This is a genomic window from Rathayibacter sp. AY1B4 (genome assembly GCF_002932815.1).
Taxonomy (GTDB): domain Bacteria; phylum Actinomycetota; class Actinomycetes; order Actinomycetales; family Microbacteriaceae; genus Rathayibacter.
The window spans coordinates 25,343-46,552 of sequence record NZ_PSWN01000006.1 but is presented as its reverse complement, the minus strand read 5'-3'; the positions used below and the strand labels follow the sequence as shown (position 1 = coordinate 46,552).

The following is a 21,210-nucleotide window of genomic DNA, read 5'->3' as shown; positions in this document are numbered from 1 at the left end:
CTGCGTGGTGGGGGGACGGACTAGAAGTCCATGCCTCCGGTGGGGTCGCCGCCCGCGGCGACCGGGTTCTTCTCGGGCTTGTCGGCGACGACGGCCTCCGTGGTGAGGAAGAGACCGGCGATCGACGCCGCGTTCTGCAGAGCGGAGCGCGTGACCTTGACCGGGTCGATGATGCCCGCGGCGATGAGGTCGACGTACTCGCCGGTCGCGGCGTTGAGGCCGTGTCCGGTGGGCAGCTCGCGGACCTTCGCAGCGACGACGCCGGGCTCCATGCCCGCGTTGAGGGCGATCTGCTTGAGCGGGGCGTCGATGGCGACCTTGACGATGTTCGCGCCGGTCGCCTCGTCTCCGACGAGCTCGAGCTTCTCGAAGGCGAGCTTGCCGGCCTGGATGAGGGCGACGCCACCACCGGCGACGATGCCCTCCTCGACGGCGGCCTTCGCGTTGCGGACGGCGTCCTCGATGCGATGCTTGCGCTCCTTGAGCTCGACCTCGGTCGCCGCTCCGGCCTTGATGACCGCGACGCCGCCGGCGAGCTTCGCGAGGCGCTCCTGGAGCTTCTCGCGGTCGTAGTCGCTGTCGGTGTTCTCGATCTCGCCGCGGATCTGCGCGACGCGACCGGCGATGGCCTCGGCGTCGCCGGCACCCTCGACGATCGTGGTCTCGTCCTTGGTGATGACGACCTTGCGGGCCGAGCCGAGCAGGTCGAGGGTGACGTTCTCGAGCTTGAGGCCGACCTCCTCGGAGATGACCTGGCCGCCGGTGAGGATCGCGATGTCCTGGAGCTGCGCCTTGCGACGGTCGCCGAAGCCGGGGGCCTTGACGGCGACCGACTTGAAGATGCCGCGGATCTTGTTGACGACCAGGGTCGCCAGCGCCTCGCCGTCGACGTCCTCGGCGATGATCAGCAGCTGCTTGCCCGCCTGGATCACCTTGTCGACGACCGGGAGCAGGTCCTTGATGTTCGAGACCTTGGAGTTGACGATGAGGATGTAGGGGTCCTCGAACACCGCCTCCTGGCGGTCGGGGTCGGTCACGAAGTACTGCGACAGGTAGCCCTTGTCGAAGCGCATGCCCTCGGTGAGCTCGAGCTCGGTGCCGAAGGTGTTCGACTCCTCGACGGTGACGACGCCCTCCTTGCCGACCTTGTCGATCGCCTCGGCGATGATCGCGCCGATCTCGGGGTCCGCGGCGGAGATGGAGGCGGTCGCCGCGATCTCCTCCTTGGTCTCGATCGCCTTCGCGCCGGCGATGAGCTCGGCGGTGACGGCCTTGACGGCCTTCTCGATGCCCTTCTTGAGGCTGATCGGGTCGGCGCCGGCCGCGACGTTGCGCAGGCCCTCGCGGACGAGCGCCTGAGCGAGGACGGTCGCTGTGGTGGTTCCGTCGCCGGCGACGTCGTCGGTCTTCTTGGCGACCTCCTTGACGAGCTCGGCGCCGATCTTCTCGTACGGCTCGTCGAGCTCGATCTCCTTGGCGATGGAGACGCCGTCGTTCGTGATGGTGGGAGCGCCCCACTTCTTCTCGAGGACGACGTTGCGGCCGCGCGGGCCGAGGGTCACCTTGACCGCGTCGGCCAGAGTGTTGAGTCCACGCTCGAGGCCGCGGCGGGCTTCTTCGTCAAAAGCAATGATCTTGGCCATGTGTGTTTCTCGTCCCTCCCGGACGTCGTGAAATGTCTGTGCTGGCACTCGACCGGAGCGAGTGCCAAGGTCGATTCTGGCACTCGCGGTGGACGAGTGCAAGCGATCGGCACGCGCTCCGACACGAAGGAGCCGCCGCCCGCACGAGGCGGACGACGGCTCCCGGGAGGCTCGGCGGTCAGGCCGGGCGGACCGATTCGGCCTGGGGGCCCTTCGACCCCGTGCCGACCTCGAACGCGACCTGCTGCCCCTCCTCGAGGACCTTGTACCCCGACATGTCGATCGCGGAGTAGTGGACGAAGACGTCCTGTCCGCCGCCGTCGACCGTGATGAAGCCGTAGCCCTTCTCAGCGTTGAACCACTTGACGGTTCCGTTCGCCATCTCTGTACTCCCCAGTGCTGTGATGCCCGCGGCACGAGCGATATGCTGGTGCCTGGTCAGGAATACTAATCCGGCTATCGGCCCCGGGAGGGGCTGGAAAGGGCGTCGCGGGGAAGAGTTGCCCGGGATTCAACACGGAGGAAACGTGCCCGTAACAGAGGGCCCCGATCAGCCCTGCTCGGAGGCGTAATCGGCCCCCAGGACCACGACGACGGAGCCCGTCTCGACGAAGTCCTGCGAGAGCAGGACGGTCCCCGTTCCGATCGAGTCGACGAGACCGAGGGCTGCTCCCTCGAGCGCCGGGTCGGTGTAGTAGACGGTCGTGGCGGCGATGTCCTCGGTGTTCGCGTTCGCGACGGTCGGGACGCTCCATCCGGCCGTCGTCAGGGCGTCGCCGGCGCTGGCGGCGAGTCCGACGGTGGCGGTGCCGTTGAGGACGGCGACGGCGAGATCGGGATCGAGCGTCGCGGCGGCGATCGGGGTCGCCTCCGCGGTCGCGGTGGGCGGAGTGAACACGTCCGTGAACTGCACCCGGTCGTCGATGACCAGCAGCCCGATGAAGCCGAGCAGGACGATGACTCCGGTGGCGAGCGCGGCCCAGGCGAGGGCGACCGCGCGGGCGTGAGGGGCCGGCGGCCGGCGGTGGGCGCCGACGCGCGCCTCCGTCGCCGGGACCTCGTCGAAGCGGTCTCTCGGGTGCGTGTTCGACATCGGGGGTACGGCCGGCCTTCCGTTGGTGGACTCGAGCAGCTCGTCTACTCGAGGCGCCCGAGGCGTCGCGAGGCGCGGGCGCCGGCGCGCTGGTCGCGGATGCGCTGCAGCCGCGTGACGAGCATCGGGTCGTGCGCGAGGGCGGCCGGAGAGGCGAGCACCGCGCTGAGCACCTGATAGTAGCGGGCGGCCGACAGTCCGAACTGGGAGCGGATCGCGTCGTCCTTGTCCCCGGAGCGGGCCGTCCACTCGCGCTCGAAGGCGAGCACCCGCAGCTCGCGCTCGGACAGACCGGTGCCCGGTCTCGGGTCCGTCGTCCTGCTCATCCCCCCAGGGTAGGCAGGCGCGACGCCACCGCAGGGGAGGCGCTCCGAACGGCTCGTGACCGCGTCGCGGCGTGCCGGCGGGGAGTCTCCTCCAGAGCCCGCGGAGGCGGAATGGAGCCGTCGTCCCGGGGGTTGGACCAGGTGGAGGGGCGCGACCGCCCCCGTACACTGACGAGGATTCCGAGGGAGACCCATGTCGTCGTATTCCGTGAACAAGTCCGACGCCGAGTGGCGCGAGGAGCTCGACCGCGACCAGTACGCGGTCCTGCGCGAAGCGGCCACCGAGCGCCCGTGGACCGGCGAGCTGCTCGACGAGCACCGCTCCGGCCTCTACACCTGTGCCGCCTGCAACGCTGAGCTCTTCAAGAGCGGCACCAAGTTCGACTCCGGCTGCGGCTGGCCGAGCTTCTACGAGTCCGTGAACCCGGACGCGGTCCAGCTGATCGAGGACAGCACCCTCGGCGTGGTCCGCACCGAGGTCCGCTGCGCGAACTGCGGATCCCACCTGGGACACGTCTTCCCCGACGGCTTCGGCACGCCCACCGGCGACCGCTACTGCATGAACTCGATCGCCCTGAACTTCCAGGCCGAGGGCGAGTGACCGTGTCCTCCTCCCCCGTGCTCGAGGCCGTCCTCGCGCGCCGATCGCGCTCGAAGGTGACGCCGGAGGCTCCGGGGCACGACGAGATCGCGGCGTTCGTCTCGGCGGCGTCGCGTCTCGCCGATCACAGCTCGCTGCGCCCGTGGCGGGTCATCGAGATCCGCGGCGCCGCCCGCGACCGGGTCGGCCGCAGCTTCGCGGTCGCCTCGGGGGCGAAGAAGGACCCGCGGAAGTACATCGAGAAGACGCACCGCGCCTCCCTGCTGCTGGCCGTCGTGGTCAGCGTCAAGAAGTCGAAGGTGCCGGCCTGGGAGCAGGAGGCCGTCGCCTCGGGCGTCGCCCACCTCCTGAGCCTGCTGCTCGACGAGGCGGGCTGGGGCGTCTTCTGGCGCACCGGCTCCTACACGCGCGACAAGGCCGTGCGGAAGGCGCATCGCCTCGAGAAGGGCGAGGAGCTGCTCGGCTGGCTCTACGTCGGCCGTCCCGACGGGAAGATCGGCGGCCCCAAGCGGCCCGCTCCCGCCGAGCGGCACCTCAGCATCCTCGAGCCGTGAGACGCGGCGGGCCCGGATCCGGCCGGATCCGGGCCCGCGATAGGGTGGCCGGGCGCGCGAGCGCACCTGCCGACGTGGCGCAATTGGTAGCGCACCCGACTTGTAATCGGGCGGTTACGGGTTCAAGTCCCGTCGTCGGCTCAGGAGAGAAGAAGGCCCCGACCGCTGCGTGCGGTCGGGGCCTTCTGCATGAGCGGGGCTCCTGCGCGTCCGCGGCTCAGCCCGCGGCGGCCGGAGTCGGCTCGGAGGAGGCCGGAGCCTCGGTGGAGACCGGGGAGTCGCCGGGAGCGGGGGTCTCGGTCGACGCGGGCGTCTCGGTCGAGGCGGGCGTGTCACTCGGCGCCGGGGTCTCGGAGGAGGTGGGCGCGGGAGTCGCCGACGAGTAGGAGTCGGCGGCGGCCGAGAGCACGAAGGAGCTGAAGGCGTCCGGGTCGGTCAGCGAGCCCGAGTACGCCTCGCCGTTGACCAGGACGGTCGGGGTGCCCGTGACAGCGGGCACGTCCGTGCCGGGCAGCGGACCCGAGGTGGCGCGCTCGGTCGCGGCGCGGACCCAGCTCACGAAGCTCTGGTCGTCGATGCAGGTGTTCACGGCCGCCGTGTCCTCGACGCCGGCCTGCGAGGCGTAGTCCTTCAACTGGTCGTCCGAGAGTCCGTCGGTCCCCTCCGCCGGCTGGTTGGCGAACAGCAGGGAGTTGAAGTCGAAGAACGAGTCGGGCGAGCGGTCCGCGACGCACGCGGCGGCGTTGGCCGAGCGCTCCGAGTACTTGGTTCCGTTGGAGCGGGTCGTGAGGATGGCGATCGGGTGGATCTCGACCGTCGCGGCACCGCTGGTCACCCACTCCTTGATCTGGTCGCCGTTGGTCTTCTCGAACTGGCCGCAGTAGGGGCAGAGGTAGTCGAGGTAGACCCGGATGTCGACCGTGCCGGCCGAGGTGTCGAGCGCGCTGGGGGTGGGCGTCCCGTCGGCGGCGACGGCGCCGCTCGTCTGCGCGACCATGTTCTCGCCGATGACGACACCGTCGCTCGCCATGTTCGCCGGGCCCGGGCCCGCGGGGCGGATGCTCGAGGTGACGGCGAAGACCACGATCACGACGACCGCGATCACGACGGCGGCGAGCCCGCCCTGCAGGGCGAAGCGGCTCACGCGGTCGCGGCGCTTCTGCTGCTCGCGCAGGCGGCGCGCCTTCTCTCGGGCGGCCTCTCGTCGCTGGTTCTTCGAGAGACGGTCGTTGGCTCCGCCGGTGGTCATGACAAGAACGCTCCGAATGAGAGAGGGGGAAGAAGGGGTCGCCGGGCGCGACTCGCCGGTATCCTACGCGCGAGCCCTGGGAAACCTCCAAACGGCGGATACGCGGTGCCCGACCGACGACTGTCGGCCCCGTGGCATACTGTGACGGTTGGTCGGAGTCGCCCACGCGATGATGACCATCACTTCCATTCACTCGGATCGTCCGGCACGTACCTGCCGGTGAAGGAGCAAGAACAATGGCGTCCGTAACTTTCGACCACGCGTCCCGCGTCTACCCCGGGGCCACTCGCGCCTCCGTCGACAAGCTCAACCTCGAGGTGGGCGACGGCGAGTTCCTCGTCCTCGTCGGCCCCTCCGGCTGCGGCAAGTCCACCTCCCTGCGCATGCTCGCCGGCCTCGAAGAGGTCAACGAGGGCCGCATCCTCATCGGCGACCGCAACGTCACGGACGTTCCGCCGAAGGACCGCGACATCGCGATGGTCTTCCAGAACTACGCGCTGTACCCGCACATGTCGGTCGCCGAGAACATGGGCTTCGCGCTCAAGATCGCCGGCGTCAACAAGGACGAGCGCGCCGCGCGGGTCCTCGAGGCCGCGAAGATGCTCGACCTCGAGCCCTACCTGAACCGCAAGCCGAAGGCGCTCTCCGGTGGCCAGCGCCAGCGCGTCGCGATGGGCCGCGCCATCGTCCGCAAGCCCCAGGTCTTCCTCATGGACGAGCCGCTGTCGAACCTCGACGCCAAGCTCCGCGTGTCCACCCGCACCCAGATCGGCACGCTGCAGCGCCGCCTGGGCATCACCACGGTCTACGTCACCCACGACCAGACCGAGGCGCTCACCATGGGCGACCGCATCGCGGTCCTCAAGGACGGCCTCCTCCAGCAGGTCGGCTCGCCCCGCGACCTGTACGAGAACCCGAACAACGTCTTCGTGGCCGGCTTCATCGGCTCGCCCGCGATGAACCTGTTCCACGCGGACGTCACCGACGGCGGCGTCAAGTTCGGCGACACCGTCCTCCCGATCGCCCGCGAGGCGCTCGCGAAGACGAGCCAGAAGGTCGTCACGCTCGGCGTGCGCCCCGAGGACGTCACCGTCTCGACCCAGCCCGGCGGACTGCCGATCGAGGTCGACCTCATCGAGGAGCTCGGCTCGGACGGCTACCTCTACGGCCACACCGAGGTCGAGGGCCGCCGCACCGACATCGTCGCGCGCGTCGACGGCCGCGTGCACCCGACCGCGGGCGACCGCGTGTACGTGACCGCGAACCACCGCGTGCACATCTTCGACGCGGAGTCGGGCGAGCGCCTCTCCTGAGCCTCCTCCTGCACCGCACGCTGCCGCCGTCCCCTCCAGGGCGGCGGCAGCGTCGTCTGCGGCTCCCCCACCGTCCGACACGCGACACGAACGGCGCACCATGTCCGGCTCCCTGAACATCACCTCGGCCACCGTCGACCCGGCCCTGCTCGACCTGCCGTGGAACCTGCGGCTCGACGACTGGCCCGACGAGTACATCGCCGCCCTGCCGAAGGGCATCTCGCGGCACACGGTCCGCTTCGCCCACCTCTCCGGACACGTCGTCGCCGTCAAGGAGACGACCGCCGAGATGTCGCGGCGCGAGTACGAGATGCTGAAGACGCTGCAGCGCCTCGACGTGCCGTGCGTGGTTCCGGGCGCGGTGATCACGAACCGCACCGACGACGAGGGCGAGGCCCTGCCCGCCGTGCTGGTCACCCGTCACCTCAAGTTCTCGCTCCCCTACCGGGCGCTCTTCTCGCAGACGCTGCGGCCGGACACGGCGACCCGCCTGGTCGACGCGCTGGCGCTCCTCCTGGTCCGCCTGCACGTGATCGGCTTCTTCTGGGGCGACGTCTCGCTCTCGAACACTCTCTTCCGGCGCGATGCCGGCGCCTTCGCCGCCTACCTGGTCGATGCGGAGACCGGGCAGCTCTACTCGGGCGGCCTCTCGAACGGCCAGCGCGAGAACGATCTGGAGATCGCCCGCGTCAACATCGCCGGCGAGCTGCTCGACCTCGAGGCCGGCGGTCGCGTCGACGACGACCTCGATCCGATCACGGTCTCCGACGGCATCGTCGCGGCGTACCGCAGCCTCTGGAAGGAGCTGACCGGTGCCGAGTCGTTCGCGACCTCGGAGCGCTGGCGGATCAACGACCGCGTGAACCGGCTGAACGAGCTGGGCTTCGACATCGAGGAGCTCGCGATCAAGACCGACGAGGCCGGGTCCACGGTGCGGATCCAGCCGAAGGTGGTCGACGCCGGCCACCACCAGCGGCGGCTGCTCCGTCTCACCGGGCTCGACGCGCAGGAGAACCAGGCGCGGCGCCTGCTCAACGACCTCGACTCGTACACGGCGACCTACGACAAGCAGGGCCTGGACGAGGAGATGGTGGCGCACGAGTGGCTGGCGCAGGTGTTCGAGCCGGTCATCCGCTCGATCCCCCGTGATCTCAAGGGCCGCCTGGAGCCGGCCGAGATGTTCCACCAGCTGCTCGAGCACCGCTGGTTCATGTCGCAGCAGCAGGCGCGCGACGTCCCCCTGGCGGAGGCGGTCACCGCCTACGTGAACGACATCCTGCGTCACCGCCGCGACGAGGCGACGGTCATCGCTCCTCCCACCGAGGCGCTGACCCTCCCGAACCTCGTCCTCGACGAGTCCGGCGACGCCGAGCTCACCGACGAGGACGCCGACGTCGACTGGACGAAGAACGTCTGACCCCACCACCGCAAGAGGGCCCGTGCTGTCAGCACGGGCCCTCTTCGCACCCCCCCGGCTCGCTCGCCGCAGGCGGCGCACTCGGTCCGCTCGCCGCAGGCGGCGCCCCTGTCCGCTCGCCGAAGGCGGCGCCCCTGACATCCAGACCTGGAGCGCGGGTGCCGGCGCGGTGAGCTGCAAGGCGGAGGAGGAAGCGATACCGGCGGTATCGCGCCCGACGACAACGCCGCAGATCGCCGTGCCGGCGCCCGCGCTACTCGGAGGCGGAGCGGAGTTTGGAGATCTCGTAGAGCGCGACCGACGCCGCGATCCCGGCGTTGAGGGATTCGGTGGCGGAGCTGATCGGGATGGAGACGACGGCGTCGCACTGCTCGGTGACGAGGCGGGAGAGGCCCTTGCCCTCGCTGCCGACGACGACGAGGAGCGGCCGGTCGGCGAGTTCGAGGCCGGGCAGCATCACGTCGCCGTCGCCGTCGAGTCCGATGACGAAGACGCCGGCGCGCTTGAAGTCCTTGATCATGGCGGTGAGGTTGGACGCCATCGCGACGGGGATGCGTGCGGCGGCTCCGGCGGAGGTCTTCCAGGCGGCGGAGTTGAGGCCCACGGAGCGGCGCTGCGGGACGATGACGCCCTGGCCGCCGAACGCGGCGACGGAGCGGATGATCGCTCCGAGGTTGCGCGGGTCGGTGATGCCGTCGAGGGCGACGAGGAGGGGGACCGCTCCGCGGGAGACGCTGCGCTCGAGCAGGTCGCTCGGGTGGGCGTACTCGTAGGGCGGCACCTTCAGCACGAGGCCCTGGTGCACGGAGTCGGGGCCGGCGAGGCGGTCGAGCTCCGGGCGCATGACCTCGAGCACGGGAAGGCCGCGGGCGGTGGCGATCTTGAGCGCCTCCTTGACCCGGTCGTCCATCTCGATGCGGGTCGCGAGGTAGAGGGTGGTGGCCGGGATGCTGGCGCGCAGCGCCTCGAGGACCGAGTTCCGGCCCGTCACCATCTCGAAGTCGTCGCCGCTCTTGGGCTTGCGCGACGGAGCGGGGCGCCCCTGTCCGCGGGCGGCCGCGGAGAGGGCTCCGCCGGGACGGCCCTTGCCGCCTGCGGCGACGAAGCGCTCGCGCGCGAGCTTCGCCTTGCCTGCGGGGTGGTAGGGCCGGTCCTCGGCCTTGGGCGTGGGCTTCTTGCCCTCGAGGGCCTGACGGCCCTGACCGCCGGAACCGACGGCCTTGCCCTTGCTCTTCTTTCGGACCGCTCCGGGGCGGCCGGGCTTATTCGCCATCGAGACTCCAATGCGCACCCGTCTGGGTGTCTTCGATCGTGATTCCCGCCGCGGCGAGATCGGTTCGGATGCGGTCGGCGCTCGCCCAGTCGCGCTGCTCGCGCGCGGTCTGGCGTTCGGCGACCAGGCGGTCGACCAGCACGCTGAGCGCGCGGTACGAGGGTTCGTCGTCGGAGCGCGCCCACTCGGGCGCCTCCGGGTCGATGCCGAGCACGGCCGCCATCGCGAGCACCTGGGTGCGCAGGGCCGAGACGGAGCCGAGGTCCTCGGCGTCGAGGGCGGCGTTGCCGGCGCGCACGGTCTCGTGCAGGACGCCGATGGCCTGCGGGACGGACAGGTCGTCGTCCATCGCCTCGGCGAACTCCTCCGGGACCACCGGCTCGCCGAGCGCGGCGAACCGCGTGCCGTCGAGGCGGCGGCGGGAGCGCTCGAGGAAGCCCTCGATCCGCTCCAGCGCCGCTTCGGCCTCCTCGAGGGCCCCGTCGTGGAACTCGAGGGTGGAGCGGTAGTGGGCCGAGCCGAGGTAGTAGCGGACGACGAGCGGGCGGGCCGCCTCGAGCAGCTCGGAGGCGAACACCGAGTTGCCGAGCGACTTGCTCATCTTCTGGCCGATGACGGACACGAGGCCGTTGTGCAGCCAGTAGCTGGCGAAGGCGTGGCCGGCGGCGCTGGACTGGGCGAGCTCGTTCTCGTGGTGGGGGAAGCGCAGGTCGAGCCCGCCGCCGTGGATGTCGAACTGGGTGCCGAGGTACTTCGTCGACATCGCGGAGCACTCGATGTGCCAGCCGGGGCGCCCGGCGCCCCACGGCGAGGCCCAGGCGGCCGACTCCGGCTCCTCCGGCTTGGCGCCCTTCCAGAGAGCGAAGTCGTGCGGGTCGCGCTTGCCGCGCGGGTCGGCGTCGGTCGCCGCCTCCATGCTCTCGAGGCGCTGGTGGGTGAGCGAGCCGTAGTCCGGCCAGGACCGCGTGTCGAAGTAGACGTCGCCGGAGTCGTCGGGCGCCGGGTAGGCGTGACCGCGCTCGATCAGGGTCCGGATGAGGGTGATCATCTCGGCGATGCTCGCGGTCGCGCGCGGCTCGTAGGTCGGCGGGAGGATGCCGAGGGCCGTGTACGCGGCGGTGAACTCGAGCTCGACGCGGTAGGCGAGCGCCCACCACTGCTCGACCGGCGCGCCCTCGGGCACCCGACGCCGCGCGTCCTCGGCGATGGCGAGGATCTTGTCGTCGATGTCGGTGACGTTGCGCACCAGGGTGACCTGGAAGCCGCGGTACGCCAGCCAGCGGCGCAGCTGGTCGTAGGCGAGGGCGGAGCGCAGGTGCCCGATGTGGGGGGAGGACTGAACGGTGGGTCCGCAGACGTACATCCCGACCTCGTTCTCGCGGAGGGGGACGAAATCGACGAGGGCCTGGGCCTTCGAGTCATGCAGTCGCAGAGTCACGCGGGCGAGTTTACCGGGCGGACCGCTCCCGGCCGGGTCGGCGGCTCCGCCCGGGGACTACCGGGCGACAGCGGGGGTGGGGAGGACGAGTGCCGTCGCGGTCGCGGCGACCCCTTCGCCCCGGCCGGTGAAGCCCAGCGCGTCCGAGGTGGTGGCGGCGACGCTGACCGGTGCGCCGAGCAGGTCCGAGAGCAGCCTCTGCGCCTCCTCGCGCCGCGGCGAGAACTTCGGGCGGTTGCCGATGAGCTGCACCGAGACGTTGCCGATGGCGAAGCCGGCGGCCTCCACCAGCTCGCGGGTCGCGCGGAGGAAGACCTCGCCGTGGGCGTCCGCGAAGCGCGGGTCGGCCGTGCCGAAGCGGGAGCCGATGTCGCCGAGACCCGCCGCCGCCAGGAGCGCGTCGCAGATCGCGTGGGCGACCGGATCGCCGTCGCTGTGCCCGGACAGGCCCCGCTCCCCCGGCCAGTGCAGCCCGGCGAGCCAGAGCGGCGACGCGTCGTCGAAGGCGTGCACGTCCGTGCCGATGCCGACGCGCGGCACGACGACGACGGGCGGCGGTGCGAGCACCTGCTCGGCGCGGGCCAGGTCCCAGGGGGTGGTGATCTTGAAGGCGAGCGGATCGCCGGCGACGACGATCGAGGGGCCGCCGCGCGAGGCGAGCAGCGCCGCGTCGTCGGTGAAGTCCTCCTCCGCCGAGGCGTAGGCCTCGTCGAGGAGCGCGCGCGGGAAGCCCTGCGGCGTCTGCACCGCGGCGAGCTCGGAGCGGTCCACCGTGCCGAGGATCCCGCCGTCGGCGCGGATGCGCTTGATCGTGTCGGTGACCGGCAGACCCGGGATCACTCCACCGCGCGTCTCCCGGACCGCCGCGATCACCCGCTCGAACTGGTCGACGGGCGTGAGGGCGCGGGCGGCGTCGTGCACGAGCACCGTCTCCACAGCCGGGCCGAGCGCCCGGAGCCCCCGAGCGACCGACTCCTGGCGGCTGGCGCCTCCGGCGACGACGCTGACGGAGCCGTCCGGGGCGCCGGCGGCGTGCGCGAGAGCGGCCGTCTCCTCGAGGAGGGCGGCGGGAGCCACGACGACGATCTGGACCGGCTCCGCGAGCAGCAGCACCGTGCGCAGGCTGCGCTCGAGGATCGTCCGCCCCGCGCAGTCGACGTAGGCCTTGGGGCGCTCGCGGCCGAGCCTCGTGCCGCTGCCGGCGGCGACGACGACGACGGCCGCGGTCGGCACGCCGGCCGGACCGTTCAGGATGCGAGGACCTCGTCGAGGAGCACGGAGGCGGCGTCCTCGTCGGTCTTCTCGGCCAGGGCGAGCTCGGAGACGAGGATCTGGCGGGCCTTGGCGAGCATGCTCTTCTCCCCCGCTGAGAGGCCGCGGTCGCGGTCGCGGCGGGTGAGGTCGCGGACGACCTCGGAGACCTTGACGACGTCGCCGGACCCGAGCTTCTCGAGGTTGGCCTTGTAGCGGCGCGACCAGTTGGTCGGCTCCTCGACGACCTCGGCGCGCAGAACCTCGAACACGCGCTCGACGCCCTCGCGGCCGATGACGTCGCGGACGCCGACCAGGTCGACGTTGTCGGCCGGCACCTCGATGACGAGGTCGCCCTGCGCGACGCGGAGCTTCAGGTACGTCTTCTCCTGGCCCTTGATCGTCCGGGTCTTCACCTCGGCGATCGTGGCGGCTCCGTGATGGGGGTAGACGACCGTCTCTCCGACCTCGAACTGCATGCGACGTCCTTTCAGCGGCGGACAGATTACCATGCGCGCCGAGCGGGACGGGAGTCCGGACGGGCGGAGCCGCGGTGCTCGCTACGCTAGCCTGGTGTCGGCTCGTGCACAGTGAAGTCGCCCTGTCCGGGGCGAGCGGGGCCGACGATCTGGAGGTTCCTGTGAAGGCGCGTATCGCTGCATCCGTCGTTCTCGCGGTCGGCGTCGCCCTCGCTACCGCCGGCTGCAACCTCGTCGCCCCGCAGGCGACGCGCAAGATCTACGACCCGAGCGACGGAGTCGGCGCGACGATCGGCGATCTCGCCATCCGCAACGCGATGATCGTCTCGGACGACGGCGAGGCCGGCACCCTGATCGTGACGCTCGTGAACTCCACCGATGAGGCGCTGAGCGTCGAGGTGCAGTACGAGGGCTCCGCGGGCCGCACCAGCGACACCGTCGACGCCGTCCCCGGCCGCACCGAGGTCCGCCCCGACAGCACCGAGGCCGTCCAGATGGACGACATCGACACCATTCCCGGCGGCCTGCTCCCCGTCTACTTCCAGTACGGCTCCGAGCAGGGCAAGGAGCTCCTCGTCCCCGTCCTGACGAACGCCCTCGAGGCCTACTCGACGCTGACCCCCGCGCCCTCCGCGACGCCGACCGTCACCCCGACGGCCGACCCCGCCCGGACCGCGCTCCCCACTCCGACCGCCGAGCCCGGCGTCGACGCTCCCACCGCGGAGTAGCCCCCTCCGCCCTCGAGGGCCGTCCACCCCGGTGGGCGGCCCTTCGTCGTCCCCGCAGTTCTCGACGCACCCGCTCCGCCGGCCACTCGACCACCATTCGCGCGACGTCCGGCGGCGCGCGTCTCGATACACCGACTCCGCCGACCACTCGAGCACCACGCCCTGAGCGACGCCCCCGCCCGGCTCGTCGCGCAGCGACGCCCCCACCCTCAACGGCTCGTCGCGCAGCGACGGCCCCACCCTCGACGGCTCGTCGCGCAGCGACGGCCCCGCACCTCACCCCTCCAGCACAGGGTTGATCGCGGGACCTGGCGGGGTGAGCTGCAAGGCGGAGGAGGGCGCGATACCAGCGGTATCGCAACCGACGACAACGCCGCAGATCGCCCCGCCAGGGCCCGCGATCAAGCGTCGAAGCGGTAGCCGAGGCCGCGGACAGTAACCAGGAGCACCGGCTCCTTCGGCGTCTTCTCGATCTTGGAGCGGATGCGCTTGACGTGGACGTCGAGGGTCTTCGTGTCGCCGAAGTAGTCGCTGCCCCAGACGCGGTCGATGAGCTGGCCGCGGGTGAGGACGCGGCCCGCGTTGCGGAGGAGCATCTCGAGGAGCTCGAACTCCTTGAGGGGCATCGGGGTCTCGACGCCGTCGACCTCGACCGTGTGGCGTTCGATGTCCATGCGGACGGGGCCGGCGACGACGATCCGCTCCTCGCCGGGCTCCTCGGTGCGTCGTCGGAGGACGGCGCGGATGCGGGCGAGAAGTTCGCGGGTGGAGTAGGGCTTGGTGACGTAGTCGTCGGCGCCGAGCTCCAGGCCGACGACGATGTCCACTTCGGAGTCCTTGGCGGTGACCATGATGATCGGGACGGAGGAGCGGGTGCGGATCTCGCGGCAGACCTCGGTGCCGGGCATGCCGGGCAGCATGAGGTCGAGGAGGATCAGGTCGTAGTCGCCCTCGTCGAAGGCGGCGACGGCGCGGTTGCCGTCCTCGGCGACGGTGACGTCGTAGCCCTCGCGTTCGAGCAGGTAGCTGAGGGGCTCGCTGAGGGCGCTCTCGTCCTCGACGAGCAGGATGCTGGTCACGCGTGTTCTCCTATCGGGGCGGTCGCCGCGAAGGGCGTCCGGGCGGGGTCGGCTTCGGGGAGCCGGATGGTGAAGGTGGAGCCGCGGCCGGGCTTGGACCAGACGCGGACGTCGCCGCCGTGGTTCTGCACGGCGTGCTTGACGATGCTGAGGCCGAGGCCGGTGCCGCCGGTGTGGCGGGAGCGGGCCTGGTCGACGCGGTAGAAGCGCTCGAACACCCGGTCGAGGTCCTCCTCCGGGATGCCGATGCCCTGGTCGGTGACGGCGATCTCGACGACTCCGCCGGTGGAGCGGACGCCGATGCCCACGCGGGAGCCTGCGGGCGAGTACTGGATGGCGTTGGCGAGGAGGTTGTGCAGCGCCGAGACGAGCATCTTCTCCTGCCCCACGACGTAGGCCTTCTTCATCCCGCCCTTGACCAGGGTGACGTCGTGCGACTCCGCCATGACGTGGGTGGTCTCGAGCGCCGCCGTGACGACGTCGTCGACGCGGATGATCTCGGCGGAGCCGGCGACGTCGGCGGCCTGGAGCCGGGAGAGCTCGATGATTTCGCGGGTGATCTTCGCGAGGCGGTGCGACTCCTGGGTCAGCCGGTGCGCGAAGCGGCGCACCTGCTGGGGGTCGTCGGCGGCGGAGTCGAGGGCCTCGGCGAGCAGGCCGACGGCGCCGATCGGGGTCTTCAGCTCGTGGGAGATGTTGGCGACGAAGTCCCGGCGGACGGCCTCGAGCCGGCGCGCCTCGGTGTGGTCCTCGGCGATGACGAGGACGTAGCGGGAGCCGAGGCGGGTCGCGTGGACGACGAGCGTCACGGCGGCGTCGGAGAGCGGGCTGGTCGCGAGCTCGAGGTCCTGGACGATGTCGTCGCCGAAGCGGCGGACGCGGTCGACGATGGCGGCGAGGTCGGGGTGGAGCAGCGTGTCCTGCGAGACCAGGCCGAGCGCGACGGCGCGGGTGGACGCCTTCAGCACGTTGTGCGACGGGTCGGTCACGAAGGCGGGCGAGCCGACGGCGTCGATGATCGCCTCGATCCCCTCGGGGAGCCCGACCGAGATCACGTCCTGCGCGATGCGGCCCTGGCGGGCGGCGAGCGTGAGCACGGTCGTCAGAAGGATCCCGATCGCGACACCGAGAACGAGCGACAGAACCACGATCAAGCCCGAATCCACGGACCCAGGCTAACCATCCACCGGGCGTCCCCCTACCGGACGCCCGTCGATCCTCCGGGGGTCGAGTACTGTTCAAACGCCCGGCACCGTCCGTTAACCTGCCGTGGTCATCATGACTGCGCCTGCGCCCACGGAGTGCAGTCGCAGCGGCGTGCGAGGTGCTCGCCGCAGATCCGGCGCCGTCGTCCGCGCGCGCCGTAGAGAGGGTCGAACACAGATGCGCGAAGTTTTCCAGCAGGAGCTGGCCGAGGTCCAGGAACGACTCGTCGAGATCTCCGGACTCGTCGAGATCGCCATCGAGAAGGCGACCCAGGCGTTCAACCACTCCGACGTCACCCTCGCGGAGGAGGTCATCGCGAGCGACGCGCGCATCGACGAGCTGGCCATCAGCCTCGACGAGCTCGCGATCGACATCCTCGCCCGCCAGAACCCGGTCGCCCGCGACCTGCGGATCGTCGTCTCGGCGCTGCGCATCAGCGCGTCGCTCGAGCGGATGGGCGACATCGCCGAGCACATCGCTCAGCTCTCGCGCTACCGCTTCCCCGACAAGGTGGTCCCCAAGAGCCTGCGTCCGACGTTCGTCGAGATGGGCCGCCTCGACGTGGTCGTCGCGCACAAGCTTACCGACCTGCTCCGCTCGCAGGACCCGCGCATCGCCGAGGAGATCCGCGACGAGGACGACAAGATCGACGAGCTGCACGTCAGCGTCTTCGACAAGGTGCTCAGCGAGGCGTGGAAGGGCCAGGCCGCCGACACCGTCGACGCGACCCTCGCCAGCCGCTACCACGAGCGCTTCGCCGACCACGCCGTGTCGATCGCCAAGAAGGTCCAGTACCTGATCTCGGGCGACTACTCCTAGTCGACACCTCGGGCTCCGGCCCGTCTCACCGTCCGGCCCGCAGGAACGATCGTCTCCTGCGGGCCGGACGTGTCCGTGCCGTCCCCGTCGGAGCTGCGGACGGGAACGGCCCGCCGGAGTCGAGGACTCGGGCGGGCCGTTCGCGTGTGCGGGGCGGTGCTACTTCTTGGCGCCCTGGGCGGCGACGGCGGCGGCACCGGCGGCCGCGGCCTCCGGGTCGAGGTAGCGCGCCTCCCCGATGGGCTCGAAGTCCTCGTTCAGCTCGTAGACGAGCGGGATCCCGGTCGGGATGTTGAGCTCCGCGATGTCCGAGTCCGAGATGCCGTCGAGCGTCTTCACCAGCGCGCGGAGGGAGTTGCCGTGCGCGGTGATCATGACGGTCTTGCCCGAGGCGAGGTCCGGCTTGATGTCGGACTCCCAGTACGGGAGCATCCGCTCGATCACGAGCTTCAGCGACTCGGTGCGGGGCAGGGCGTCGCCGAGGTCGGCGTAGCGCTCGTCGTGCGCCTGCGAGTACTGGTCGTCGTCGTCGAGCGGGGGCGGCGGCACGTCGAAGGAGCGGCGCCAGGTCTGGAACTGCTCGGGGCCGTACTCGGCGAGGGTCTGCGCCTTGTCCTTGCCCTGCAGGGCGCCGTAGTGGCGCTCGTTGAGGCGCCAGGAGCGCTTGACGTCGATCCACAGGCGGTCGGCGACCTCGAGGGCGATGTTGGCGGTCTGGATCGCCCGGGTCTGGCGCGACGTGTAGACGATGTCGGGGTGCAGGCCCGCCTCGGTCAGCAGCTCGCCGGCCCGAGTGGCCTCCGCGACTCCCTGCTCGGTCAGGCGCACGTCGACCCAGCCGGTGAACAGGTTCTTCTGGTTCCACTCGCTGTTGCCGTGGCGCACGAGGATGAGGGTGTAGGTCTCGGACATGCGTCCAGCTTAGAGGCGGCCCCCTCGCCCGCGGATACGCTGGAGAGCATGCCCATCGGAGCCGTCACCCGCGGAACGACGGGCACGAACCGCCTCCGCCGGGTCGACCGCCGGCTCGCCGAGCTGCCCGTCCTGTGCAGCACCGACTCCCCGCTCGTCGTCGATCTCGGCTTCGGGGCGAGCGCGGTCACCACGCTCGAGCTGCACCGCCGGCTCGTCCGGGCCGCGCCCGACGTCGAGGTGCTCGGCCTCGAGATCGAGCCCGCACGGGTCGACACCGCTCGGCGCCAGCTCGCCCGGGTGAGGGAGGGCGGCACGCCGTTCCCCGCGGACGCGCGCGTGCGCTTCGAGCGCGGCGGCTTCGAGGTTCCCCTGCCCGCGGGGCGGCGGGCGGGCGTCATCCGCGCCTTCAACGTGCTCCGCCAGTACGACGAGGACGCGGTGCAGGGAGCCTGGGCGACGATGACGGACCGCCTGCAGCCCGACGGCGTCCTGGTCGAGGGCACCTGCGACGAGATCGGCCGCATCTGCACCTGGATCGAGGTCGGCCGGGAGGGCCCGCGCTCGCTGACCCTCTCGCTCCGGCTCGCGGCGATCCCCTCGCCGATGACGGCGGCCGAGCGCCTGCCGAAGGCCCTCATCCACCGCAACGTGCCCGGCGAGGGCGTGCACGCCTTCCTCGCCGCCCTCGAGCGGGCGTGGACGCTGAACGCCCCTCTCGCCGTCTACAGTCCGGGTCAGCGCTGGATCGCGGCGGTCCGGGACCTCCGGCCGGAGTGGCCGGTCCTCGGCGGGCCGCGGCGCTGGCGCCTGGGCGAGGTGACGGTCGCGTGGGAGGCGGTCGCCCCCTCCTCCTGAGCGCCGGGCCTGAGCGCCGGGCCTGAGCACCGGACCTCCTGAGCCCTAGGCGAGCGGGGGCAGGGCGGCCCGAGCCTCGGCGGGAGCGGCGCCGGTCGCCGTGAGCAGGTCGACGACGAGCGGGCGGAGCAGGACGAGCACCGTCTTCTCGGCGAGGCGCGCCTCCGGGATCAGCCGCTGGGGGTCGAGCGTGGTCGCGAGCAGCACGAGGTCCTGACGCGCCAGGGCGAGCACCGACGGATCGGCGACCGCGCGGCCGAGCAGCGCGATGCCCGGGCCGAGGGCGGCGACCGCTCCGGCGAGCGCCGGCCGCGGGGCGCCGTCCCCGACGAGGAAGTCGGTGCGGCGCGCGACGATGCGCAGATTCCGGGTCGCGAGGTCCAGCGCGGACAGCATCACGGCCTGGCGGGAGAGCTCGCCGCGGTGCCGACGGACGAACGGCGAGATCCGGGCGACGCCGGTCGCGGAGTCGAGCGCCGCGGTCCAGCCGTCGATGACCGGCTGCGTCCCGCGGATCCGCTCGAGGGCTGCGGTGGACGCCGAGGAGTCGCCCCGGCGGAGCGCCTCGGCCAGCTCCTCCACGGTCCGGCTGAGCGCGGTGAGGAGCCGGTGCGCCTCGGCCCGCGCTGTGCGCAGCGGCGGGCGGGGCACGATCGCCGTGCAGAGCAGCGCCGCGAGCCCGCCGATCAGGCCGTCGACGCTCCGGGTGAAGACGCCTCCGTCCGGCGCAGGGAGGACCATCACCAGCATCGCCTGGGTCCCGGCGGCCACGGCGAACCCCGGCGAGGGCGAGAGGGCCCGGCCGAGCGTGAAGACGATCGCGAGGACGACGGCGAGCTGCCAGACGCTGCTCCCCCACAGCAGGAGCAGGACCTCGCTGGCCGTGATGCCGATGAGCATCCCCGTCGCTGTCTCGGCCACCTGCTTGGGGCGGGTGTCGCGCGCGATGCCGAGGCTCGAGATCGTGGCCGTCAGCGCCAGCACCGGCGCGGGGTGCCCGAGGAGGAAGTGCGCGACGGAGTAGGCGAGGGTCGCCGCGAGCACGATCTGCAGCACTGCGGGGAGCGACGCCCCCGCGCGGGCGAGGGCGCGCGCGGGACTCAGCTCGGGGGTCCGGACGAGACCGCGCAGCCGCTCGGCCGCCCGGCCCCGCTCGGCGGGACGTGCGGCCACCACGGCGTGGCCTACCTGGTCGTCGCCCCGAGGCGGGGCAGGCGGGGCACTCCCGCCTCCGCTCCGGCTCCGGGCGGGACCACGACCTCCTGGGCCGCGGCCACGCGCGAGTCGCCGGCCAGCACGGTCAGCTCGAGGTCCACCGGGACGCTCCGCTTGACGACCGCGAGAGCGACCGGTCCGTCCTCGTAGTGCCAGGCGCTCGAGGTGACCGTGCCGACCTCGACCGGCTCACCGCCCTTGAGCGCCGTGACGACGTCGCCGTGGGCGGGGAGGACCGAGTCGGAGCCGTCGAGCTGCAGCAGGACCAGGCGCCGCGGCGGGTGGCCGAGATTGTGCACCTTCGCCACCGTCTCCTGGCCCCGGTAGCAGCCCTTGGCGAGGTGCACGCTCGAGCGGAGGAGGTCGAGCTCGTGCGGGATGGACCGCTCGTCGACCTCGGTCGCGTGGCGCGGGCGCCAGGCGGCGATGCGGAGCGCCTCGAGGGCGTCGACCCCGGCGAGGGCCACTCCCCTCCCGACGGCCGTCTCCGCGAGGGCCTCGAGTGCCGCTCGCGGGACCAGGACCTCGCGGAGCTCCCAGGAGCCCCCGGGGTGCTCTGTGGTCAGCGCGTACTGCCAGCCGCCCGGCTGGACCTGCGACCACGGGTCGCTCCAGACGACGGGCTCCTCGGCCAGGGACAGGGCGAGCGTCAGGGCCGGCCCGTCGCCGAGGGCGGCGAGGGTCGCGAAGTCGTCGGTGCGGTCGGCGACCTCGACGCGGAGCATGAAGCGCATCCGGTCGAGCCAGGCGGCCAGGCCGGCCGTCTCGTCGCGGTCGAGCAGGAGCCAGGCGGTCTCGCCGTCGTCGACGAGGCGGATGACGTGCTCGATCCGGCCGGTCGGGTCGAGCAGGAGCGTCTCGGCGGACGCGCCGGGAGCGAGGCGCGAGACGGCCTGGCTGGTGAGCGAGTCGATCCAGGTGAGGCGGTCCGGCCCCGTGACGGTCACGACGCCGCGGCCGGAGAGGTCGACGAGCGCGGTGCCCGCGGCGAGAGCGCGCTGCTCGCGGAAGGGCTCGCCGTAGTGGGCGGCGACGCCGGGCTCGGCGGCGCTCGTCGTCGCGACGGCGCCCGGGGCGGCCAGGAGCGGGGAGGGCGCGTCAGTCGACACGGGCGAGCCGTCCGGAGGAGTGGGTCCGCAGGCCCTGGCCGAGCGCGGCGATGTCCCACGCCCAGAGCAGGTGGTCGTCGACCAGGCCGTAGAGGCGCGTGGCGGCGGCGTAGTCCTTCGCCGCGGCGGTGCGCATCACCGCGTCGGTCGCGAGGTCGATCCGAGGCCCCTTGACCTGACCGAGGTAGAGCTCGCTGACCCCGTCCGGGTGCACGAGCGAGACCTCGATGTCGAACCCGCCGGCGGCGTTGCGCAGCGTCTCGACGGACTCGGCGTCGGGGAAGGCGGGTGCGCCGCGGCCGGGCAGCATTCCCGGGCCGGCGTCGGAGTCGGTCAGCGCGCGGCTGAGGCGCCAGTAGCCCGTCTCGGTGACCAGGGGCCGGGGCGCCTCCTCGGCGCCCTCCTCGATCAGCCACGTGTAGGAGTTGTAGTTGAGGTACGGGAGGCCGTCGTAGCTGAAGCTGATGCGATGGCCGAACTCGGCCTGGACGGAGTCGTCGCCGATCGTGTAGTCGATGACGCCCGAGCCCTCCCAGACGCCGAGCAGCCAGGACAGGGGGACGAGCTCGGGCGGCAGGCCCGACGGAAGCGAGATCACTCGGGCTCCGGCGGCGGCTAGCGCTGGCCGCGGTAGAGCTTGTAGACGA

General features: G+C 71.8%; 22 protein-coding genes and 1 tRNA gene. 8 read left to right on the top strand and 15 right to left on the bottom strand.

Features of this window, described 5'->3' with window-relative positions; genetic code table 11:
- Nucleotides 1–20: 20 nt before the first annotated feature.
- From groL to C5D66_RS05575, 4 genes are all read right to left on the bottom strand, one after another.
- The gene (gene groL / locus C5D66_RS05590; RefSeq protein ID WP_104224600.1) at nt 21–1,643 is read right to left on the bottom strand and encodes a chaperonin GroEL; all 1,623 of its coding nucleotides are present in this window, start codon (nt 1,641–1,643) and stop codon (nt 21–23) included.
- A 178-nt stretch (nt 1,644–1,821) separates the two neighbouring features.
- The gene (locus C5D66_RS05585) at nt 1,822–2,025 is read right to left on the bottom strand and encodes a cold-shock protein (RefSeq protein ID WP_104224599.1); all 204 of its coding nucleotides are present in this window, start codon (nt 2,023–2,025) and stop codon (nt 1,822–1,824) included.
- A gap of 168 nt (nt 2,026–2,193) precedes the next feature.
- Nucleotides 2,194–2,736, bottom strand: a complete 543-nt coding sequence (locus tag C5D66_RS05580; protein ID WP_104274291.1) for a LytR C-terminal domain-containing protein — start codon at nt 2,734–2,736, stop codon at nt 2,194–2,196.
- 44 nt (nt 2,737–2,780) lie between these two features.
- Nucleotides 2,781–3,062: a DUF3263 domain-containing protein gene (locus tag C5D66_RS05575; protein WP_104224597.1), complete on the bottom strand. Its 282-nt coding sequence runs from the start codon at nt 3,060–3,062 to the stop codon at nt 2,781–2,783.
- A gap of 193 nt (nt 3,063–3,255) precedes the next feature.
- Between C5D66_RS05575 and msrB the strand changes: the two genes are divergently transcribed.
- The 3 genes from msrB (at nt 3,256) to C5D66_RS05560 (ending at nt 4,358) form a co-directional block, all read left to right on the top strand.
- Nucleotides 3,256–3,663 (top strand): peptide-methionine (R)-S-oxide reductase MsrB, encoded by a 408-nt coding sequence (gene msrB / locus C5D66_RS05570; protein WP_104274290.1) that lies wholly within the window; start codon nt 3,256–3,258, stop codon nt 3,661–3,663.
- Nucleotides 3,660–4,217, top strand: coding sequence for a nitroreductase family protein (locus C5D66_RS05565; protein WP_104226480.1), 558 nt, complete (start codon nt 3,660–3,662; stop codon nt 4,215–4,217). Before msrB ends, C5D66_RS05565 begins: the two co-directional genes overlap by 4 nt.
- A gap of 68 nt (nt 4,218–4,285) precedes the next feature.
- Nucleotides 4,286–4,358, top strand: a tRNA-Thr gene (locus C5D66_RS05560).
- A gap of 76 nt (nt 4,359–4,434) precedes the next feature.
- Here C5D66_RS05560 and C5D66_RS05555 read toward each other — a convergent pair.
- On the bottom strand, nt 4,435–5,466 hold the full coding sequence (locus tag C5D66_RS05555) for a thioredoxin domain-containing protein (protein WP_104255438.1): 1,032 nt from the start codon (nt 5,464–5,466) through the stop codon (nt 4,435–4,437).
- A 236-nt stretch (nt 5,467–5,702) separates the two neighbouring features.
- On the opposite strand from C5D66_RS05555, the gene C5D66_RS05550 reads away from it, so the two are divergent.
- Both C5D66_RS05550 and C5D66_RS05545 read left to right on the top strand, forming a co-directional pair.
- Entirely contained in the window at nt 5,703–6,779 is a 1,077-nt protein-coding gene (locus C5D66_RS05550; protein ID WP_104224593.1) for an ABC transporter ATP-binding protein, read from the top strand.
- A gap of 100 nt (nt 6,780–6,879) precedes the next feature.
- On the top strand, nt 6,880–8,196 hold the full coding sequence (locus tag C5D66_RS05545) for a DUF4032 domain-containing protein (RefSeq protein ID WP_104226481.1): 1,317 nt from the start codon (nt 6,880–6,882) through the stop codon (nt 8,194–8,196).
- Nucleotides 8,197–8,449: 253 nt separating this feature from the next.
- Here the strand turns inward: C5D66_RS05545 and rlmB are convergent, their stop codons facing one another.
- Genes rlmB through C5D66_RS05525 form a run of 4 tightly spaced genes read right to left on the bottom strand, consistent with a single transcriptional unit; the run spans nt 8,450 to nt 12,637 of the window.
- Nucleotides 8,450–9,469: a 23S rRNA (guanosine(2251)-2'-O)-methyltransferase RlmB gene (gene rlmB / locus C5D66_RS05540; RefSeq protein ID WP_104224591.1), complete on the bottom strand. Its 1,020-nt coding sequence runs from the start codon at nt 9,467–9,469 to the stop codon at nt 8,450–8,452.
- Entirely contained in the window at nt 9,459–10,907 is a 1,449-nt protein-coding gene (gene cysS, locus C5D66_RS05535; RefSeq protein ID WP_104255439.1) for a cysteine--tRNA ligase, read from the bottom strand. Before cysS ends, rlmB begins: the two co-directional genes overlap by 11 nt.
- 57 nt (nt 10,908–10,964) lie before the next feature.
- Nucleotides 10,965–12,140, bottom strand: coding sequence for a 2-C-methyl-D-erythritol 4-phosphate cytidylyltransferase (gene ispD / locus C5D66_RS05530; protein WP_258061218.1), 1,176 nt, complete (start codon nt 12,138–12,140; stop codon nt 10,965–10,967).
- A gap of 14 nt (nt 12,141–12,154) precedes the next feature.
- Nucleotides 12,155–12,637 (bottom strand): CarD family transcriptional regulator, encoded by a 483-nt coding sequence (locus tag C5D66_RS05525; protein ID WP_104224589.1) that lies wholly within the window; start codon nt 12,635–12,637, stop codon nt 12,155–12,157.
- Between the two features lie 161 nt (nt 12,638–12,798).
- Between C5D66_RS05525 and C5D66_RS05520 the strand changes: the two genes are divergently transcribed.
- Entirely contained in the window at nt 12,799–13,365 is a 567-nt protein-coding gene (locus C5D66_RS05520) for a hypothetical protein (protein ID WP_104224588.1), read from the top strand.
- A 401-nt stretch (nt 13,366–13,766) separates the two neighbouring features.
- Here the strand turns inward: C5D66_RS05520 and C5D66_RS05515 are convergent, their stop codons facing one another.
- Nucleotides 13,767–14,444, bottom strand: a complete 678-nt coding sequence (locus C5D66_RS05515; protein ID WP_104227263.1) for a response regulator transcription factor — start codon at nt 14,442–14,444, stop codon at nt 13,767–13,769.
- On the bottom strand, nt 14,441–15,610 hold the full coding sequence (locus C5D66_RS05510; protein WP_104224692.1) for a cell wall metabolism sensor histidine kinase WalK: 1,170 nt from the start codon (nt 15,608–15,610) through the stop codon (nt 14,441–14,443). The genes C5D66_RS05515 and C5D66_RS05510 overlap by 4 nt, the downstream gene beginning before the upstream one ends.
- A 217-nt stretch (nt 15,611–15,827) precedes the next feature.
- Here C5D66_RS05510 and phoU point away from each other — a divergent pair, with 217 nt between their 5' ends.
- Nucleotides 15,828–16,469, top strand: a complete 642-nt coding sequence (gene phoU / locus C5D66_RS05505; protein WP_104224693.1) for a phosphate signaling complex protein PhoU — start codon at nt 15,828–15,830, stop codon at nt 16,467–16,469.
- Nucleotides 16,470–16,628: 159 nt separating this feature from the next.
- Here phoU and C5D66_RS05500 read toward each other — a convergent pair whose 3' ends face one another.
- Nucleotides 16,629–17,381: a phosphoglyceromutase gene (locus C5D66_RS05500; protein WP_104224694.1), complete on the bottom strand. Its 753-nt coding sequence runs from the start codon at nt 17,379–17,381 to the stop codon at nt 16,629–16,631.
- Nucleotides 17,382–17,429: 48 nt separating this feature from the next.
- On the opposite strand from C5D66_RS05500, the gene C5D66_RS05495 reads away from it, so the two are divergent.
- Nucleotides 17,430–18,239 carry a class I SAM-dependent methyltransferase gene (locus C5D66_RS05495; protein WP_104256422.1) on the top strand — a complete coding sequence of 270 codons (810 nt, stop codon included), beginning with the start codon at nt 17,430–17,432 and terminating at the stop codon, nt 18,237–18,239.
- Between the two features lie 45 nt (nt 18,240–18,284).
- On the opposite strand, the gene C5D66_RS05490 is transcribed toward C5D66_RS05495, so the two are convergent.
- From C5D66_RS05490 to C5D66_RS05480, 3 genes are read right to left on the bottom strand one after another with little or no spacing between them, the layout of a single operon-like run.
- Nucleotides 18,285–19,415: an aromatic acid exporter family protein gene (locus C5D66_RS05490; protein ID WP_104256421.1), complete on the bottom strand. Its 1,131-nt coding sequence runs from the start codon at nt 19,413–19,415 to the stop codon at nt 18,285–18,287.
- 8 nt (nt 19,416–19,423) lie between these two features.
- Complete coding sequence (locus C5D66_RS05485) at nt 19,424–20,563, bottom strand: folate-binding protein YgfZ (RefSeq protein WP_104256420.1); 1,140 nt, start codon at nt 20,561–20,563, stop codon at nt 19,424–19,426.
- Nucleotides 20,553–21,161 (bottom strand): FABP family protein, encoded by a 609-nt coding sequence (locus C5D66_RS05480; RefSeq protein WP_104224698.1) that lies wholly within the window; start codon nt 21,159–21,161, stop codon nt 20,553–20,555. Before C5D66_RS05480 ends, C5D66_RS05485 begins: the two co-directional genes overlap by 11 nt.
- Nucleotides 21,162–21,210: the final 49 nt, after the last annotated feature.